The following is a 16,773-nucleotide window of genomic DNA, read 5'->3' as shown; positions in this document are numbered from 1 at the left end:
TTTTCTGTCTGTGTTTCACGTTTTTTAAAAAAATCTGGTGGAAATTAATGTTCTTCCAAGCTTTCGTATTGATAGCCTTGCTCTATCAGGAACAATTGGCGTTTGGCGGCAAAGTCCTGTTCACAAGTATCTCTGGTGACCAGTGTATAAAATGTTGCTCTGTTGTTGTCCTGCTTCGGACGAAGGATTCTGCCTAATCGCTGGGCCTCCTCTTGTCTTGATCCGAATGTGCCGGAAATTTGGATGGCAACATTGGCATCCGGCAAGTCGATGGCAAAATTGGCTACCTTGGAAACAGCAAGACAGGTGATTTCTTTCTTTTTAAACTGTTGATAAAGTTGGATCCGTTCCTGCTCCTTTACCTTGCCAGTAATCAAAGGAACCTTCAGCTCCCGGGCAACGGTTTCCAATTGATCAATATATTGGCCGATGATGAGCACTTGATCCTTGTCGTGTTTTTCACAAAGCTTTTTTAGAACGTCCAGCTTACGTGGATTTTCTGCGGCAATCCGATATTTTTGTTTCAGTGGAGAGCAGGCGTAAGCTTCCCGCCATTTTGGATCAAATGGCAGACGGATTTCCTTGCACACGGCGTCAGCGATCCACTCTTGCTCCGCTAATTCTTTCCAAGACATATCATAACGCTTCGGACCAACCAATGAGAAGACCTCATCTTCTTTTCCGTCTTCCCGAACGAGTGTGGCAGTCAGCCCGAGCCGACGTTTGGCCTGGATATTGGCTGTCATGCGGAAAACAGGAGCCGGTAGCAGATGGACTTCATCATAAATCAGTAGTCCCCAGTCTCGTTGATGGAATAGCTGCATATGGGGAAAATCATCATCTGATTTGCGACGATAGGTCAACATCTGATAAGTAGTAACCGTTATCGGCTTTACGTCTTTTTGTTCACCCGTATACTCACCGATAGATTCAGGCCCCAGATCGGTTTTATCCAGCAACTCATCAATCCACTGGCGGACAGATGCTGTATTGGTAGTCAGAATCAATGTAGCAGACTGCACTTCACATATGGTACTGATGCCAATGATGGTTTTACCTGCCCCACAGGGCAAGACAAGTACGCCATTTCCTCCATATGCGGAACCTTCAGCGTAGAAGGCATGTACGGCGTCTTTCTGATAGTCCCGAATCTGGAGTGGCTTGCCCTGTGTCGTTGTCGAACGAAGGGCAAGCGGCAACGATTCCCCCTCGGAATATCCAGCAATATCCTGAACGGGGTATCCTAATCTCATGCATTCATGTTTGATTATACCTCTTGAGTAAGGTACAATGCTCATTTCATGTGCGGAAATTTGTTCCGAAATGTATGGTTGTAGCGAACGGTAGCTCATGATTTCGGCAAGTACCTCTGCATCTTCGCTAGTGAGAACATAGGACTCTCCTTTGCGTTCCAAGCGGATCAGTCCATAACGAGTAAAGGTATCATTGATTTCTTTCACAAGGACAGGTGGAATCCCGAATTTGCTGTATTCCATGAGAGAATCAATTACCTGATCTTTTGAGAAACCACTTGCTGCTGCATTCCATAGCGACAGGGGTGTTATCCGATATGTATGAATATACTCCGGGCTTTTAATCAACTCAGCGAATCCGATCAATGCTTTTCTTGCATCAGCAAACAAAGGATTCTGCACCTCGAGTAGGATGGTCCTGTCACTTTGAACAATCAAAGGTAGATGTGGATGGTAAGACATAGGAAAACACCTCGTACAACCTGCTTTGCCCCATGGTATCATAGAATGTAGTGGAAAATAAAATTTTGGCGAAAAATGCTAGTCTAAAAATTAATATACTATTTACAAAATTCAGAATACTAGTTATAATAAAAACACGGCGGTAACCTAAACGCTAATTACTCAAGAAAGGGAGCGAATGTATTATTCTTTGTAGGGAAATCAACTTATCGGATTAACGCAACAGGGAGTGATGCTATCAAGTCAAACCTACAGATACATTTGGGTCTCGGATGAAAGGAAGTTTCTCGTAAAGTGAATAGTGAATCACATTAGCCCTGTACGGTCTTGATAAAGAGCGGACAGGGCTACAATATTTCTCGGGATTACGGGAAAGAATAGAAGAAAAAGAAAAGGCGAAAGGAGGTAGCAGATGACAATTGAGTCTCTACCGAGCATCCTTTTCAAGCTTTTTTTGGTTCTTTTATTAGTCCTGCTTAACGGTTTCTTTGTAGCGACCGAGTTTGCGGTCGTTAAAGTACGAGAGTCTCGCATTACACAGCTTGTATCAGAAGGGAACCGCAAAGCAAGACATGTGGAGCAGTTAATCCGCAATCTTGATGCGTATTTGTCTGCATGTCAGTTGGGGATCACCCTTGCTTCTCTCGGTTTAGGGTGGTTGGGGGAACCAGCAGTAGCGCACCTGCTGCAGCCCATTTTTGCGTATTTCGGAATGGGCGATTCCTGGAGTCAAACCATTTCATTTGTGATCGGGTTTTCGATTATTACCTTTTTGCATATTGTCCTGGGTGAATTGGCCCCGAAATCTTTGGCAATCCAGCGGTCCGAAGAGGTTTCAATTCAGGTAGCCAAGCCTATCGACTTTTTTTATAGAGTCATGTACCCCTTCATCACCTTTTTGAACTGGGCAGCGAGCAAAATTCTCCAGCTCTTTGGGCTGTCAGCCATATCCGAACATCAGGCGGCACATACAGAAGAAGAAATTCGAATTTTGGTAAATGAGAGTCATAAAAGTGGACTCATCGACCAGACGGAGTTGATGCTCGTTGACAACATCTTCGACTTCTCCGAGACGATGGCAAGGGAGATCATGGTACCCCGCACAGACATGATCGTAATTAATGTTCGTGATTCTTTCGAGGATAGTATTGACCTTGTGCGCCATGGACGATATACCCGCTATCCTGTCGTTGATGGAGACAAGGATCATGTGGTGGGCAGTTTACATATCAAAGATTTGCTGAATTATGATCTGATGAAGGTTCAGCCCAAAATTGAAGAGTTGATTCGTCCGATTCTCACAGTACCTGAAACCATTTCGATCAGCCGGTTGCTTGGCATGATGCAAAAGCAACGACATCAGTTAGCCATCCTCATTGACGAATACGGTGGTACTGCTGGGCTGGTAACGGTAGAGGACATTCTGGAGGAAATCGTAGGAGATATCCAGGATGAATTTGATGATGAAAGGCCTGAGATTGAGCAAAAGGATGATGTATACTCCTTTGATGGCAGAATGCTGTTGGAAGAGGTGAATGATTATCTTGGTCTTTCATTGGATGACAGTGAAGTGGATACATTGGCAGGGTGGATTTACATGCAAATTAATCACCCGCCAAAAGTAGGCGATACTGTCCGGGCCGAGGGCTATGAATTCCGTGTGAGCGAAGTGGACCATTATCGGATCAATCGAATTTCAGTAAAAAAGCAACAGGTCCAGTCAAGCTAGCAACGCCCCTTTCTTTTTGATGCAGAAAGGGGAGTTTTTCTCTTTCACCTGATTGACACAAAAAAATGCAACCGCTTTCGTTAATCATCGTATAATAGTATAAATTCAGAATCATGGGAGTTTGAAAGGAGAGTAGTCGTGCCACTCAGTAACGAGAAGGACAAGCACATTTTTTTCACCTCTATACGACTGATGATTTGTGTCGGACATGCAGACGGGTACATTAGTCAAAAAGAGATTAGCAGAATATATCAAATGGTTGAAAAAGAGCATTTTACTTTACGAGAACGACAAATTCTCACAAGTGATATAGATGAACCAAAACAGCCCGAGAGTATTGTGGAGGATCTGGGCTTTCTTTCCAAATTGGAAAAATTAACGCTCTTACGGCAACTTTATCATATGGCGATTGCGGACAGAAACCTGACGGAATCAGAGCGAGATCAGATTCAACATATTGCTAATTTGTTGAAAATTGAACCAGAGAAACTTCAGCAAGTAGAAGAATGGATCATGGAAGGGGTTTCCTGGAGGGAACGCTGGAAACAAATTGTGGCAGAATAGGCTGATACCCTATCGCCTTTGCCCGCTCAGAACATACCATGTGAACAGAGAATAATCGCTCTGGAGGTATGTGCGTGCATAAGATTGTTACTTTCACTAAATCCAAAGGGTATGACCATTGTTTGGAATGTTTGCAAAAGCATGAAGCCATAAAGGCGGCGACGAAGAATTTATCCTCTGTCCGCTCATTTGTAGTTGCTGAATCCGAGTTGAAGGCGTTGCAAAAGCTTCTGGGCAAAACCAGGTTCCGGGTTTCCAATGAAGTGAAGGTGCGCTTGCACATGGCGGATGAAGTTCCATGGGGTGTAAAGCAGATTGGTGCTGAGCGCTACTGGAAAACGACCAAGGGACAAGGAATCAAGGTTGCGGTGATTGATACGGGCATTTCCCGAAAGCATCCTGATTTATCTGGACAGGTCAAAAAAAGAGTAAGCTTCGTTTCTGGTAAGGAATTGGGAGGACATGGAACACATGTAGCGGGAACTATTGCTGCTGTCGCCAACAACAGCGGAATCGTGGGAGTAGCACCGAAAGTAGAGCTATACGATATACGTGCTTTCGGTTCGGATGGAACGGCTAATATCAGCGACATCGTTCAGGGGATCAACTGGGCAATCGAAAATAAAATGGACGTTATTAATATGAGTTTTGGCACGACAGAAGATAACTTTGCGCTACGCAATGCCATTCGCCAGGCATCCGATGCGGGGATCATTCTCGTCGCATCCGCGGGAAATAATGGTGGATCACTAGAATTTCCTGCTGCGTACAGAGGGGTGATCTCGGTAGGGGCATCTGATAAGGATGGAAAGCTGGCAGAATTTAGTTCTCGAGGCAGGGGGCTGGATACAGTCGCACCCGGTGTCAAAATCAAGTCAACCTGGCTGAAAAATGGCTATAAAGAGCTGGATGGAACATCGATGGCTGCCGCTCATGTGTCTGGACTGCAAGCTTTGCAATTGGCAGAGAAGCGTTCGAGGCAAAAAAAGAAGTAACAAGCAGACGGGAAGCGTTATTCTCATATGGAGAGGATAACGCTTTTTGCATTTCTGCTGATTGATCAACTGTCCGATTTCGCATCCCTTTCGATATTTGTTACAATAAGGAGAATGAAGAAAAGACTTCGTCCCTTTCCCCCTCTCATCGGGGGGCTGAAACGTCGCTCTGTGGAAGTTCGCAAAGAAGATCGTACAGTCCGCTCTTTCTCTGCGAAAGGGAATCGCCAAACGCTTTGCGCCCCTAAAGGGGTTGGATGTCGATTCTTGTTCCTTTCTCCGTTCTTCCACCTCTCATCGGGTGGCTGAAACGTCGCTCGGTATCACTTCCAAGGAGACTGCAATGGACGAAATCTTTTCTAAGTGGGCTCACGCATAAGGTAAGTTTAATTGCTTTAATTTGTTAAGGCATTTAAACTTTACGATTTAAGAATAAAGGGAGGTACGAAAGATGTTGCGAATATTGGTTACGAATGACGACGGAATTCATGCGCTGGGCATACACCGCCTGGTTGAGGCTCTTCTGTCGTTTCCTCATATAGACATTACTGTGGTTGCTCCGTCTCAGGAGCAAAGCGGAGTAGGGCACGGCATCACTTATCGTGAAGCACTCTCACCCATTACGAACGAGTTCCATGGACTCCCTGTGAACGCTTGGAAGGTGAATGGAACACCGGCTGACTGTGTGAAAGCAGCCTATCATCTGTTGCAGCAGGAGGGAAAGAAGTACGATATCGTTTTCTCCGGGGTAAACGTGGGCAACAACCTCGGTCGAGACGTGTACTACTCAGGAACTTGCAGTGCTGCTAGAGAAGCGGTCATTCTGGGGATTCCTTCTGTAGCGCTATCGTATGACAACTTTTTTCATCAGGATGATTACGGCGATGTCGTTGAATTAATCCAACCTGTTTTGCAAGAATTCCTGAACAAGGCCCAAAAAGGCGAGATGCCTCCGGAAGTATTCTGGAACGTGAATATCCCGCACATCCAGAAAGAAAACGTGAAAGGAATTGCCCCAGCCGTCTTGTCTTTGTATCACTATGAGGACAAATATCATCAGGAACAGGAAGGCTATTGGCTGCGCAGAGAGTACCGTGAAGCAGAAGAGCATCCCGAGAACGAGGATTACCGTCTGCTCAAAAGCGGCTATATCACGATTACACCAATCCACATTGATTCAACGGACCGTTCACTATTAGAAGAAATTTCAACATGGTCTGTAAGCAAGAGTTGGGGGAAGAAGGAGCGGTAAACATGAACGGACCCTTTCGTCCAGAAGTAACACCAGATCAGACTATCCTGTCACCTTCAGAAGGAACGATTACGAAGGTTCTAGGCAAAATCTCATTTCCTGATTTGTATGATTTGGTCCACGATCAGGGACTGTCATACTTCCCGCGAATGGATGCACAAGGCAATGTGGAGCTTTTTCTCGTGTTCGACAGTATTGATTCATTCAGTCAATCGACACACGCAGAAGTGTATGTAGAATTCAAAACCTACGAGGAGAAGCTGCTTGCGATTATTTGGACCCTGAACGATCCACGCAATCCCCTAGGCTTTCCGATTCCGTTCCATATACCAACAGAGCGGGACCGCTATTTGGCATTGCGATTGCTGGAACAACAGCAAACCTGGATTCATTATTTGGCCTATGAAACGGACCAGATCGTACATATATACTCCGAAGCGATTCAATTCCCGGAAGATGAAAAGACTGTCATAGAAGAACAAATTCGCCACCTTTATGAGGGGACGAGCCCTAGTGAAGAAGTTGCGTCCCTCCCCGCATCGACGCTTTCTCCATCAGCACTCCTAGAAGAAGGAAAAGCCTATGTGTTTGACTATCAAAAAATGGTGACTGCACAGGGAGAAGAAGAGGCTCAGCTGATGGTCATGCAGGCCGTTCATCAGGCGATAACGGTTATGCACCGGCATTTTACCAGTGAGGTTCGGGAAAGTACCTTTACCATTTGGGTGGCGGAAAAGTTGCCCTATTTGTATTTGTTTGTTACTCCATCATTGGAGGAGTTGTTTGCAAAGCCACAAGACAGTGAGGAAGAGGAAAATCCGTTTACTCGATTCCTGTCGGCCATTCCAGAATTTGTGGAGACAACCGATGGACAGCCATTGCAAGCTGGGGCTTACCCTATCATGCGGTATGAAAAGGGAAAATGGCATCACCTGGAACTGGACGAATCGTTCCAGCAAACATTACTGCAATTGTTTGATCAGCAAATTGACAATCAAGTGAACCCATATCAATAACAGTGATAAAAACGGGAAGTATGTAGCATAAATTCAATTAGGCGAAAATATGGTAAAAGTAGTCAAATTTCAACAAAGGAAACGACAGACAGAGGTAGCGAATAGGAAAGAACAGGAAATTAGCAGACGAGGTGAAAAGGTATGTACGCTGTTCAACCCTATTTGTTCCAAACCATATCCAGCCATTCCCGTGATTTTCAGCAAGAAGTTGAACAACTGGCTGCACTACATTCACTTAAGGTAGATGGTGGATTTCCCGCATTAGAATTGCAAATGACCCCCTTCTTTCAAGCCATTCTGGAGTATACGCTCATGAGTGAAAACGGGGTAATTGCCATTAGAGGAAAACTGCAATTCGAAGATCCCAGCACATCGATGCTGGAGCCATTCCCGGTTTTCGTACGTTTCTCCATGGGATCCTATCCTGATATGGATGGAGCATATGTGAAAAGCCGGATCGAAGAGTACTTTGGTCGTGACGTTGACCTGCAATGGTATCTGGATCCTTCGCTGCAAGACGGTCATGTAGAGTTATCTCTTCAATTTCTGTACACTCCTTCGTCAGGGACATTACTGGAATATGCCCGCTACATCATGGGAATTCTAACAGGGCGGGTATTGGCAGCATAAGTGTAGATGATGGTATGAATGCTCTCCTGCGGGGGAGCTATTTTTTTGAGTGGGAGAGGGTAACGATGCGTCTTTTCGTTGCATTTGATATTCCAGATAACGTTGTAACCGTCCTGAGTCAGGCTCAAAAACAGTTGCGGCAAGAAATTCAGGCAGACCGTTGGCAACCCATGCATAACCTGCATTTGACACTTCACTTTCTGGGAGAGGTAAATGAAAGCCTGCTTCCCAGCATCTGTGAAGACATGAATATTGTCAGCTCCATTATCCAACCCTTTACATTGGTGCTAGGGAGCTTTGGTGCCTTTCCATCGATTGAGCGCCCACGTGTGCTGTGGGTCGGTCTGGAAGGGAATCGGAAAGCGTTGGTTCAAACACACCAGCTTCTTGGTAAAAGATTTGACTTGCATCCGGGATTGTCATATGACTCAAGGGAATATAAACCACATATTACACTGGCAAGAAGTCCCCGGTTTTCACAGGGTGTCATGCCGGTTCAAGAGTGGAACGAGAAGTTCCTGCCAGAGACGCCTGTTCGCTGGCAAGTGAGTCAAATTAATTTGTATCGGTCTGAATTGCGTCCAGAAGGGGCCGTACATACCATTATCCACACGGCTGAACTTGCCCAAAAAATCTTGTCGTAATATCGAGAGAAGAATTTATGAAAAATGGTGTAGTACAACGTCAAAAATTCAAACGTCTTGAATAAACTGGAAAGTAAGCAGGTTTAACAAAGTAAGACAATGGGTAATAGTGATATACATCACTTTGTAAGAAAGCGGTGGGAACCCATGAGTGAGTTTACTACCGGAGTATTATACCCGCGAAAATACGAGCCCAAATTACTCCTTCAATTAAGTAGATTCAACCAACCTTATTTTCACAAGAATATCAATGAAGAGTGGAATGCGATCTTTCCACAGGACGAATGGCTTGAGACAGCAGAGACATTGCAGTTTCTTCTGCGATTGTCCAATTGTCATATTCCCCTTCTTTGGTTTCATGATTCAGAAGATACCGGTTGGGGTTTTCGGCTTTTTGATGGCGGGGTGGAGGTATCGTCTGCTACCATAAGCTACGAACTGGATATTGAAATGGCTGAGTCTGTCATGACCAAACGCTACCCATCCATCGACCTCTCAGAAGAAGTCATCATGGATGATCAACTGAGAATGGAGTACGATGAAGTGCTCTATCAGGTTGTTCATTCGGAAAGCTTCAAGCAAGAAGTGAAAAAAGGAATTGCCCGTTTTCGCCCACAATACTTTTCTCGCTTTTTGACGCACAAGCAAGTTCAACAATTATGTTCTCTATTCGATGTCAACACGCTAACCGAATTTGACGATGACCTGGGAAGCTCTCTCATGTATGATTCTGTTGACTTGTTTAAAGAAATACTGGGAATTGAAGAAATGATATGGGTGAATTTTTCATATCTGGCTAGTGGAGGCAGAGAGTAGTCAAATATGAATTAAAGGGATAGACCACACGATTGTGGCGCTATCCCTTTTTTTAGAGTTTTACGCCCCGCAAGACGATGCCGAAGATGTGCGAGTGTCGACGATGCTACACGGATGTAGCGTTTAGTCGACCGCCAGCGATAGCTTGTGTTGGGTGGGTTTTTTAGATTGGAAAAGGAAGAATTCCCAGAGAAACAAAAACGACAAGAGTGAGACTCACGCCAAAGCTCACAAATACATTGCGGCTTAGATGCATCGCAATCAAACAGATGAGACTGGCAACAAGAAACAGCGGACGAACGACCATCTGATGATTCTCTATAAAAAGCGAGGGGAAAATCAGGCCCGCAAAGATACCGATGGGGATAAAAGATAATCCATTGCGCAAACGTGTTGAGAAAAATCCACTGGGTAGCTGCAAGAAAGCACGTCTGCTGACATAAGTGACAAGCCCCATACCCCCGAATAATAAAAGCGTTTGCCAGACACTCATGCCGTCTCCACCTCACTAGCCATTGGTTTTTCTGAATCTGTCTTTTCTTCTCTGACAGGCAGGTAGTACCCGATGCCAAATGCAACCAATCCTGCGGCGAGCAAGTGAAGTCCACTCGGGAGAACCAGCGCCAGACTGACAGAAACGCCTGCACACAGGATAAAGGTAAAGATACGGGCAACCGAGGTTAACTGGTAATAGGCGAGGGCAAGGAACATCGCTGTGAAACTAAAGCCCAATCCAAGTGCCTCCGGATCAGGTATCCATTGACCTGCAAAGATACCAAGCAAGGTGCCGACATTCCAGGCGAGAAAAAGTGACAAGCCGACAGACAAAATATAAGAAGCTTCACTGGTATGATGGCGAAAACGATTAAGGATAATGGCATATTGCTCATCAGTTAACAAGAACGCAAAAATATTGACCTGAGTCATAGAGAATTTCTGATAATGTGGTGACACAGATAGCCCCATGAGCAGATGGCGGGAATTTAGCAGGAATGTCGCAAGGATGATTGCCCACATGCTTGCGTTTTCACTCAGCATGGAGAGTGCAGTGAACTGTGCTGCGCCTGCATATACTATCGTCGACATCGCTACACTTTGCCATCCTGTTAACCCAGCCTGTAGTGAGAGCATCCCGTAAATCGCTCCGAAAAGAATGATGCTAACCGTAATCGGCAAGGAGTCAACTACGCCTTGACGCCATGCAGGGACTCCCTGATTGTTTTTTTTCATACTAGAATCTCTCCCTTCGACTGGTCAACACTTCTTGGAGTATTTCCATACCCGAATGAATTTGTTCTTTTGCTTCGTGTGTATAACATAATCGGATATAGGGTTGTATGGCCTCTCGTGGCAGGAACATATCGCCACAGGCAAATGATACCCCTCTGATTAGACAATCGTGTAGAACCTCTCTTGCATCGATCTCAGTCGGAAGCGACACCCAATAGTAGAATCCGCCAGACGGCTGTTCATAATAAAGTCCCAGAGGTCGCAAAGCGTGCAAGTATTTCCCCATGGCTGTAGCCTGGTTCCGATACATTTTACGGACACGTTCCAAATGAGAAGTTAAAGCGCCGTCAGCCAGGTAGGCATGAAGGGCGAGCTGTCCAAGTGTGTTGTTGGTAATTGTCAATTCCTTCAACCGCGTCAGTAATGTGGTCAAAGGACGGCTAGCAGCAATCCAGCCAAGGCGCAGGCCCGGAAAAAGCACTTTGGAGAAAGTATTGATGTAAATGACATTTCCGCTCGTATCAAGAGAAGCAAGAGAAGGGGGAGCGGGTTTCGTCAAATGCAGGTGGCGGTACGCTTCATCTTCAATAATGGGAATTCCATACCGCTCACTAAGTGCCAGTAGTCGATGTCTCCGTTCGATAGACAGGGTATAACCCGTCGGATTGTGAAAGGTAGGGATAGTATAAAGAAAGCGTGGGCGATAACGGGCCAACACACCTTCCAGCACATCGATACGCAACCCGTCCTTGTCTACGGGAATCGGGATAATTTTCATACCTAACGATTGAAAGAGCTGAAGTGCTCCGAAATAGGTCGGCATTTCCACCGCAATCGTATCACCTGGTTTGGCGAGCAGGGTGGTAACTAATTGCAAGGCTTCCTGAGAACCGCTTGTGATTACAATTTGCTCAATCGAAGAAACATGGCTGATCCCCATCCAGGAGACGATCCATTCACGCAAAGCCGGATATCCGTTAATCGGCAGGAAGTAATAAGATTCAATTCGCTCGGCTGATCGTTTGAGATAGTCCTGAAAACCAGATTCAAGCAGTGTATGTTTCCCGCCATCGCCATGAGCAAAATTGATCAGACCTTGTTGGGGCACCGCAAGCGAGAGCAAATCAGCCATATAGGAAGGGTAAGGATTTAGTTGTTCATAGTTTAACTGCTGGTGCCAATTGATCCGTCCAAAAGAATGGAGTGGAGTAACTGGTTCCACGTATCGGCCGCTGCCCATCTTTCCAGCAATAAGACCTTCTGCTTCCAACTCGCTATACGCTTTTACAACAGTATTACGGCTTACCTGAAGTTCCTCAGCCATCCTGCGTTCTGGTGGTAAAGATGAGCCAATTGGGCGTTCTCCGCTCAAGATTTGGTAGCGTAATTGGTGATATACATCCTGATAGATGGCTTTACGCCCCATAATCTCACTCCTTTTTTAGCTGAACTATGAAATTCACTATAAGGCGTTTTAGGTGAAAATAAAAGAGCCAATTCCGTTAATGAAAAAATCCAAGGAGCACATACAAATTTGCAAAAAGAGAACTTGTGTTCTATAATGGGAAAAATAGTAAAAAAGAGCAAAATGGAAGGGGATCACGCAGGAATGGAGCAAATGATGGAGCCAAGATACATTGTACAAGAAGAGTGTAAGGTGATTGGCATAGCAACCTATACATCCAACGCAGCAGAAGCGGGTGGGAATGGAAAAATTCCCGGGCTGTGGATGGAATTTTATCAGAAGCAGACAAGTAGAAAAATTCCCAATCAAGTAACAGACAGTCCTACCATCGGATTATATACCGATTATGAAAACGGAGTAGCTGGAACCTATCTCATGCTGGTTGGTTTGAAAGTACATACGATGGAAGAGATACCAGATGGGCTTGTGGGGAAAACCATTCCTGCTGGTCAATATGCGGTGTTTACGACGAGGCGAGGGCCGGTTTCCGAAGTAGTACCTGAGGGATGGGCATTTATTTGGGACTGGTTTTCCCACAATGATAAAAAGCGAACGTTTACTGGAGATTATGAGTTGTACGATACAAGAGCAAGCAATCCTGGTGATGCGGTTGTCGAGATCTATATTGCGGTCGAGTAATGGAACAAAGTAAAAATAAACAAAAAAAGTAAAGCGGCATTTCTCCGCATTACTTTGGTGTGCGTGGTATAGTGATAAGATTATAGATAATCATCCAATGAAAGCCCCATCTCGACTGCAAATTCAAAATCCTCAATATCGTAGAACTGGACAGAGACTTCATGTTCTAAGAGTCGTTCCTGCCACTCCACCTGATCAGTCAGGATCGGGGCATGAAGCCGCATGGCAGTGAGGATAAGCTGGGTCTCGATTGGATCAAATAGCTCACCCCATGAGGCAGAGTCTGTGGACTTTATGATCGTAAGATGTACTTCTTCGGAGAAAGGAAAGGTGACAGTTGACCAAGGTGCGATCAGTGACTTTTCCATTTTTTTGCGCTTGAACGGGTCGTCAAAAAATTGAATCATATCCCGTATGACGCTGCGTACATGCTGATCATCTTCCAGGTCGGGCATGATCGGCTCGGTAGTTTGTTCAATTTCCTCAAGTTCGTAAATGGTGGAAGCAGGAATAATATACTCGATTGGTTTCGCTGGGGATAATAACTCACCATAAATGGCCAGCATGACAGCTTCCAGCACAAATTTCTTTCTCACTGTATAACCCCCCCTCGCTATATCATACTTAAATCAATCATTGACAACAACCCCGACCGAGGATTACGATATAAGTAATAAGGAATATATTTTTTCTTTTTTTAACAAAGGGGAGTAGCTTTTACAGCAAAGTCGTCAATACAGGACTAACCATCCTCGGCTTTGTTGGCAACAGTACTGTTGTTAGCAAGACCTTTGCCTATGGGTTGACGTAGGTGAGGTCTTTTTTTATTGACCTTTACCTGCTGACACAAAGAATTTTGATACCCGAATAGCAGGGGGAGGGATTTATGATGTTTGAAATGGAATTTATTTCAGCACTATTACTAATTGTTGCCATTGATATTGTTCTCGGTGGAGACAATGCTTTGGTCATTGCGATGGCAAGTCGCAGACTACCACAGGAACAGAAGAAAAAGGCCATAATCTGGGGAACAGCGATGGCCATCCTGGTTCGCATTGCGGCAACGGTAGCGGCGGCCATTCTTTTGCAAATCCAGTATTTATTCCTAATAGGTGGACTTGTGTTAATATGGATCTCCTACAAGTTGCTCGTCGATGAAGAAGGTGGCCACGAGATTTCTGCTGGCAATAACCTGTTGCAGGCAATCAAGACAATCGTATTGGCTGACGTCATGATGGGACTTGATAACGTATTAGCCATCGCTGGTGCAGCACACGGGGATCTTCTATTGATTGTCATCGGCTTGTTAATCAGTGTGCCGATAATGATCTGGGGAAGTAACCTGATATTGAAGTTTATGGAACGGTACAAGTGGATCATCTATGCTGGTTCTGGTATTCTCGCCTGGACAGCAGCCAAGATGATTACCCACGAAAAAGCAATTGATCACCTCTTTACTTCGCCATGGGTTCAATACGGATTTAAATTCGCTATTGTAGCGTTGGTAGTTGGAATTGGCTATAAAGTGAGAGTAAAAATCCAAGAGCGTAACCGAGAAAGAGAGCAGGAGCTTGAAGATAAGAACGTGGAATCGGATGAGATTGCTGTTGGATAACAAATCAATATTTCAAACATAGAAAAGACTCGGGATCGTCCGAGTCTTTTCTTTTTTATGTCATTTAGTTGGAGGGGTCAAATGTTCGGTTGCTAATCAGCCGCGATATTGTTGGTGTTGGAACGGCTGAACCAGCGGAAAGGATTCAAAGACCAGCGGGAATTGTTGCGGTCAGAGCGATTTTTGCGACGTGTCAGACGCTGATGCATGAGATCCATTTCGAATGTTACACGGCGCATTTCCAAGCGGAGGGACTCTTGCTTTTCTTCCACATCGGCAAGCTTTTGCAAAATCGCTGTTTGCATTTGCTGCACCGAAGCGAGATTGGCAAGCTCTTGTTGGAAATGAAACAAGGTTTCGTTTACCGTTACTTCAATATCCCGGAAAGACGATTGCAGATGGAGAGTTTCAGGGGTGACAAGTGCTGTTTCACTTGTTGCTGTTCCCGCTGCCTCGTCAGAAAAAATCATGCTTTCTGTCAACAACCCTTCTGCAAACAGTTGTTGTTGAATATCTCGCAAGGACGAATTTCCCGCATCTTTTCGGACTTTGACTTCCTTTAACAAGTGAAAGCCGAGCTCGCTAATCAGGTAATGACCCTGTGGATTCTTCTGCTTGTCCGTTATGGGAACAAACAGATCCAACCAATTGCGTAACGTGCGAACATGTACATTCAATCGATCAGCTACTTCCTTTGAAGCCATCCAAACCTGTACTTCCAGACTCATTGCTTATCACTCCTTATCGCCTAGTCCACCTTATAATTAGCCCCATTATAGCACCAATTTTTCCGGGTAATAGATAATCGACAAAGGTTCTAAAAACTAGTGTATTTTCGTCAGATATATGCGAGCTTGTCATTTTGTGGCGGGTTCTTGCGTACGGAAAAACGTAATCTGCCGCAGTTCTTCCTCGTACAGCAACCACTCTGGTTCTTTTGAATCAATTGCCCCTACGTTTACTGCCCAGTACTTTGCCGCATCCAATAAAATGGGAGAGCCGTATTCGAATGGATTTTTCTCCGGGAACCACTTTTTACCTGCCCAACGCAACTGAAAAAGGCCACTTTCATGCGTATGGCCGTAAAAAAGAATGCGTTTGTTCATTTGACGGGGATAGGGATACCAGTTTTTCTCGTTAAGGAATTGATGACCGTGCTCTAACCGGGCAAAAGGTAATTCAATTACAGAGGGGAGGGTGAGCAAATAGCGCATGTCCTGATCAACCTGATGGAGCGGGATGAGGCTTCTGATTCGTTCCTCCTGGTTTCCGCTGATGCATGAGATGTGACGAAGTCGTTTAACCAGCTTCGGGTCACTGTCAAGCACCTGATCGACGAAGGCAAATTGAAAAGAATGCAGATTAGCCTTGCTGATTTTACACTCTACCATATCGCCGAGGCAGTAAATATGGTCGGGTTGATGAGCTGCAATTTGCTCAAGGACTTGTTTCAACTGTTTGCGCTTACCGTGCACGTCACTAATTAATGCGATTTTCATCGGTCCATTCCCCCTCTGGATAGATGTGGGTCTTTATGGCATGTATTTTATCACCAGTGGTTGCCTTTAGGAAACCTTTTACATAAACAGGGTGGTTGGCAAATAGAATTGGGATATAGGAAGGGATGTCCCGAACGTCCTCATTGTTGAACAGGATCTTAAAAGAGAAAGTAGGCGAAAAAGTTGTCGCTTTCAATGCCAGTTCTTCTCGCTGCCGCTTCACTTGCAAGTGTGCTTGGCGGATCGATGTTGTTTTTTCGAAAAACATGGACCGAACAGTCATTGATCTCCATGGTTAGTGTCGGGGGCGGGCTGTTGTTAGCTTTAACCATCCTCGATATGTTGCCGCATAGCATGGGGAGTACACATCAGTCATACATGCCATTTGTCTTAATTGGTTTTTGCTTTCTGTTTGTACTGGAGACTTTGTCCAAACAAGACGAGCAAATCGGTGTCTCCAGTATGATTGGTATTACTCTTGCTTTCTTTTTGCACGCATTTATGGAAGGAATATCGATGATGGCCAGTTTTCAGGTAGATACTCAGGTTGGTCTCTCGGTGGTTATCGCCTTGATCCTGCATAAAATTCCTGATGGGGTGACCCTTGCGTCTATTCTCTATCTGGCTACAGAAAAGCGGATGATGGCCTTTTTCGGGGCGGTCATGCTTGGCGTGATGACGCTGCTTGGTGCGTGGGCGATGACGATTGTCGAAAGGTTTTTCGCAGGTGCTGGGACCAATGTCATATTTGCCGTTGCGACAGGGGTATTCTTGTATGTATCAGCGAGCCATATGGTTCCTTACATTCAGCGAAGAGGAAACAAAAAAGCGAGTCTGTATTTTTTCTCTGCAGCCCTTGCCTATCTGTTCGTGATGTTTTTCTTTCGAGGAGCAATTCATTCCCATGTATAGAAACAACCATTTTCCTCCACGCTAACATACAGAATCTGTTCAGTCAGGAATT

Annotated in this window: 18 protein-coding genes; 11 read left to right on the top strand and 7 right to left on the bottom strand. The window is 45.1% G+C overall.

The window, feature by feature from the left end; genetic code table 11:
• Window positions 1-44: 44 nt before the first annotated feature.
• Complete coding sequence (locus tag ACPW7N_RS14400; protein ID WP_425651798.1) at window positions 45-1,715, bottom strand: DNA repair helicase XPB; 1,671 nt, start codon at window positions 1,713-1,715, stop codon at window positions 45-47.
• A 412-nt stretch (window positions 1,716-2,127) separates the two neighbouring features.
• Between ACPW7N_RS14400 and ACPW7N_RS14395 the strand changes: the two genes are divergently transcribed.
• The 8 genes from ACPW7N_RS14395 (at window position 2,128) to ACPW7N_RS14360 (ending at window position 9,361) form a co-directional block, all read left to right on the top strand.
• Entirely contained in the window at window positions 2,128-3,444 is a 1,317-nt protein-coding gene (locus tag ACPW7N_RS14395; RefSeq protein ID WP_425651797.1) for a hemolysin family protein, read from the top strand.
• A gap of 138 nt (window positions 3,445-3,582) precedes the next feature.
• The gene (locus tag ACPW7N_RS14390) at window positions 3,583-4,008 is read left to right on the top strand and encodes a tellurite resistance TerB family protein (RefSeq protein WP_425651796.1); all 426 of its coding nucleotides are present in this window, start codon (window positions 3,583-3,585) and stop codon (window positions 4,006-4,008) included.
• 74 nt (window positions 4,009-4,082) lie between these two features.
• Complete coding sequence (locus ACPW7N_RS14385; RefSeq protein WP_425651795.1) at window positions 4,083-5,003, top strand: S8 family peptidase; 921 nt, start codon at window positions 4,083-4,085, stop codon at window positions 5,001-5,003.
• Window positions 5,004-5,454: 451 nt separating this feature from the next.
• On the top strand, window positions 5,455-6,255 hold the full coding sequence (surE, locus tag ACPW7N_RS14380; protein WP_425651793.1) for a 5'/3'-nucleotidase SurE: 801 nt from the start codon (window positions 5,455-5,457) through the stop codon (window positions 6,253-6,255).
• Between the two features lie 2 nt (window positions 6,256-6,257).
• Window positions 6,258-7,271 carry a hypothetical protein gene (locus ACPW7N_RS14375; protein WP_425651792.1) on the top strand — a complete coding sequence of 338 codons (1,014 nt, stop codon included), beginning with the start codon at window positions 6,258-6,260 and terminating at the stop codon, window positions 7,269-7,271.
• 141 nt (window positions 7,272-7,412) lie between these two features.
• Complete coding sequence (locus tag ACPW7N_RS14370) at window positions 7,413-7,901, top strand: hypothetical protein (RefSeq protein ID WP_425651791.1); 489 nt, start codon at window positions 7,413-7,415, stop codon at window positions 7,899-7,901.
• 65 nt (window positions 7,902-7,966) lie between these two features.
• On the top strand, window positions 7,967-8,545 hold the full coding sequence (thpR, locus tag ACPW7N_RS14365; protein WP_425651790.1) for an RNA 2',3'-cyclic phosphodiesterase: 579 nt from the start codon (window positions 7,967-7,969) through the stop codon (window positions 8,543-8,545).
• A gap of 147 nt (window positions 8,546-8,692) precedes the next feature.
• Window positions 8,693-9,361 (top strand): hypothetical protein, encoded by a 669-nt coding sequence (locus ACPW7N_RS14360; RefSeq protein WP_425651789.1) that lies wholly within the window; start codon window positions 8,693-8,695, stop codon window positions 9,359-9,361.
• A 163-nt stretch (window positions 9,362-9,524) separates the two neighbouring features.
• On the opposite strand, the gene ACPW7N_RS14355 is transcribed toward ACPW7N_RS14360, so the two are convergent.
• Genes ACPW7N_RS14355 through ACPW7N_RS14345 form a run of 3 tightly spaced genes read right to left on the bottom strand, consistent with a single transcriptional unit; the run spans window position 9,525 to window position 12,017 of the window.
• Window positions 9,525-9,854 carry an AzlD domain-containing protein gene (locus ACPW7N_RS14355; RefSeq protein ID WP_425651788.1) on the bottom strand — a complete coding sequence of 110 codons (330 nt, stop codon included), beginning with the start codon at window positions 9,852-9,854 and terminating at the stop codon, window positions 9,525-9,527.
• The gene (locus tag ACPW7N_RS14350) at window positions 9,851-10,591 is read right to left on the bottom strand and encodes an AzlC family ABC transporter permease (RefSeq protein WP_425651787.1); all 741 of its coding nucleotides are present in this window, start codon (window positions 10,589-10,591) and stop codon (window positions 9,851-9,853) included. The genes ACPW7N_RS14355 and ACPW7N_RS14350 overlap by 4 nt, the downstream gene beginning before the upstream one ends.
• 1 nt (window position 10,592) lies before the next feature.
• Window positions 10,593-12,017, bottom strand: coding sequence for an aminotransferase-like domain-containing protein (locus ACPW7N_RS14345; protein ID WP_425651786.1), 1,425 nt, complete (start codon window positions 12,015-12,017; stop codon window positions 10,593-10,595).
• Window positions 12,018-12,152: 135 nt separating this feature from the next.
• Here ACPW7N_RS14345 and ACPW7N_RS14340 point away from each other — a divergent pair, with 135 nt between their 5' ends.
• Window positions 12,153-12,695, top strand: a complete 543-nt coding sequence (locus tag ACPW7N_RS14340) for a GyrI-like domain-containing protein (RefSeq protein ID WP_425651785.1) — start codon at window positions 12,153-12,155, stop codon at window positions 12,693-12,695.
• 80 nt (window positions 12,696-12,775) lie between these two features.
• On the opposite strand, the gene ACPW7N_RS14335 is transcribed toward ACPW7N_RS14340, so the two are convergent.
• On the bottom strand, window positions 12,776-13,291 hold the full coding sequence (locus ACPW7N_RS14335) for an ADP-heptose synthase (protein WP_425651784.1): 516 nt from the start codon (window positions 13,289-13,291) through the stop codon (window positions 12,776-12,778).
• Window positions 13,292-13,584: 293 nt separating this feature from the next.
• Between ACPW7N_RS14335 and ACPW7N_RS14330 the strand changes: the two genes are divergently transcribed.
• On the top strand, window positions 13,585-14,310 hold the full coding sequence (locus tag ACPW7N_RS14330) for a TerC family protein (protein WP_425651866.1): 726 nt from the start codon (window positions 13,585-13,587) through the stop codon (window positions 14,308-14,310).
• Window positions 14,311-14,402: 92 nt separating this feature from the next.
• Here ACPW7N_RS14330 and ACPW7N_RS14325 read toward each other — a convergent pair whose 3' ends face one another.
• Window positions 14,403-15,032 carry a hypothetical protein gene (locus ACPW7N_RS14325; RefSeq protein WP_425651865.1) on the bottom strand — a complete coding sequence of 210 codons (630 nt, stop codon included), beginning with the start codon at window positions 15,030-15,032 and terminating at the stop codon, window positions 14,403-14,405.
• A gap of 135 nt (window positions 15,033-15,167) precedes the next feature.
• The gene (locus ACPW7N_RS14320; RefSeq protein WP_425651783.1) at window positions 15,168-15,809 is read right to left on the bottom strand and encodes a metallophosphoesterase family protein; all 642 of its coding nucleotides are present in this window, start codon (window positions 15,807-15,809) and stop codon (window positions 15,168-15,170) included.
• A gap of 183 nt (window positions 15,810-15,992) precedes the next feature.
• Here ACPW7N_RS14320 and ACPW7N_RS14315 point away from each other — a divergent pair, with 183 nt between their 5' ends.
• Complete coding sequence (locus tag ACPW7N_RS14315) at window positions 15,993-16,721, top strand: ZIP family metal transporter (RefSeq protein WP_425651782.1); 729 nt, start codon at window positions 15,993-15,995, stop codon at window positions 16,719-16,721.
• Window positions 16,722-16,773: the final 52 nt, after the last annotated feature.

This window comes from Brevibacillus nigriterrae, from assembly GCF_049846925.1.
GTDB lineage: Bacteria > Bacillota > Bacilli > Brevibacillales > Brevibacillaceae > Brevibacillus_H.
The sequence above is the reverse complement of the archived record's forward strand: the minus strand, read 5'-3'. Positions and strand labels throughout refer to the sequence as shown.

Bases quoted from the DNA above. Each gene is read 5' to 3' on its own strand.
- surE (WP_425651793.1), top strand. From the start codon at position 5,455: ATGTTGCGAATATTGGTTACGAATGACGACGGAATTCATGCGCTGGGC.
- ACPW7N_RS14355 (WP_425651788.1), bottom strand. From the start codon at position 9,854: ATGAGTGTCTGGCAAACGCTTTTATTATTCGGGGGTATGGGGCTTGTC.
- ACPW7N_RS14400 (WP_425651798.1), bottom strand. From the start codon at position 1,715: ATGTCTTACCATCCACATCTACCTTTGATTGTTCAAAGTGACAGGACC.
- ACPW7N_RS14340 (WP_425651785.1), top strand. From the start codon at position 12,153: ATGGGAAAAATAGTAAAAAAGAGCAAAATGGAAGGGGATCACGCAGGA.
- ACPW7N_RS14330 (WP_425651866.1), top strand. From the start codon at position 13,585: ATGTTTGAAATGGAATTTATTTCAGCACTATTACTAATTGTTGCCATT.
- ACPW7N_RS14320 (WP_425651783.1), bottom strand. From the start codon at position 15,809: ATGAAAATCGCATTAATTAGTGACGTGCACGGTAAGCGCAAACAGTTG.
- ACPW7N_RS14345 (WP_425651786.1), bottom strand. From the start codon at position 12,017: ATGGGGCGTAAAGCCATCTATCAGGATGTATATCACCAATTACGCTAC.
- ACPW7N_RS14395 (WP_425651797.1), top strand. From the start codon at position 2,128: ATGACAATTGAGTCTCTACCGAGCATCCTTTTCAAGCTTTTTTTGGTT.
- ACPW7N_RS14375 (WP_425651792.1), top strand. From the start codon at position 6,258: ATGAACGGACCCTTTCGTCCAGAAGTAACACCAGATCAGACTATCCTG.
- thpR (WP_425651790.1), top strand. From the start codon at position 7,967: ATGCGTCTTTTCGTTGCATTTGATATTCCAGATAACGTTGTAACCGTC.
- ACPW7N_RS14360 (WP_425651789.1), top strand. From the start codon at position 8,693: ATGAGTGAGTTTACTACCGGAGTATTATACCCGCGAAAATACGAGCCC.
- ACPW7N_RS14370 (WP_425651791.1), top strand. From the start codon at position 7,413: ATGTACGCTGTTCAACCCTATTTGTTCCAAACCATATCCAGCCATTCC.
- ACPW7N_RS14350 (WP_425651787.1), bottom strand. From the start codon at position 10,591: ATGAAAAAAAACAATCAGGGAGTCCCTGCATGGCGTCAAGGCGTAGTT.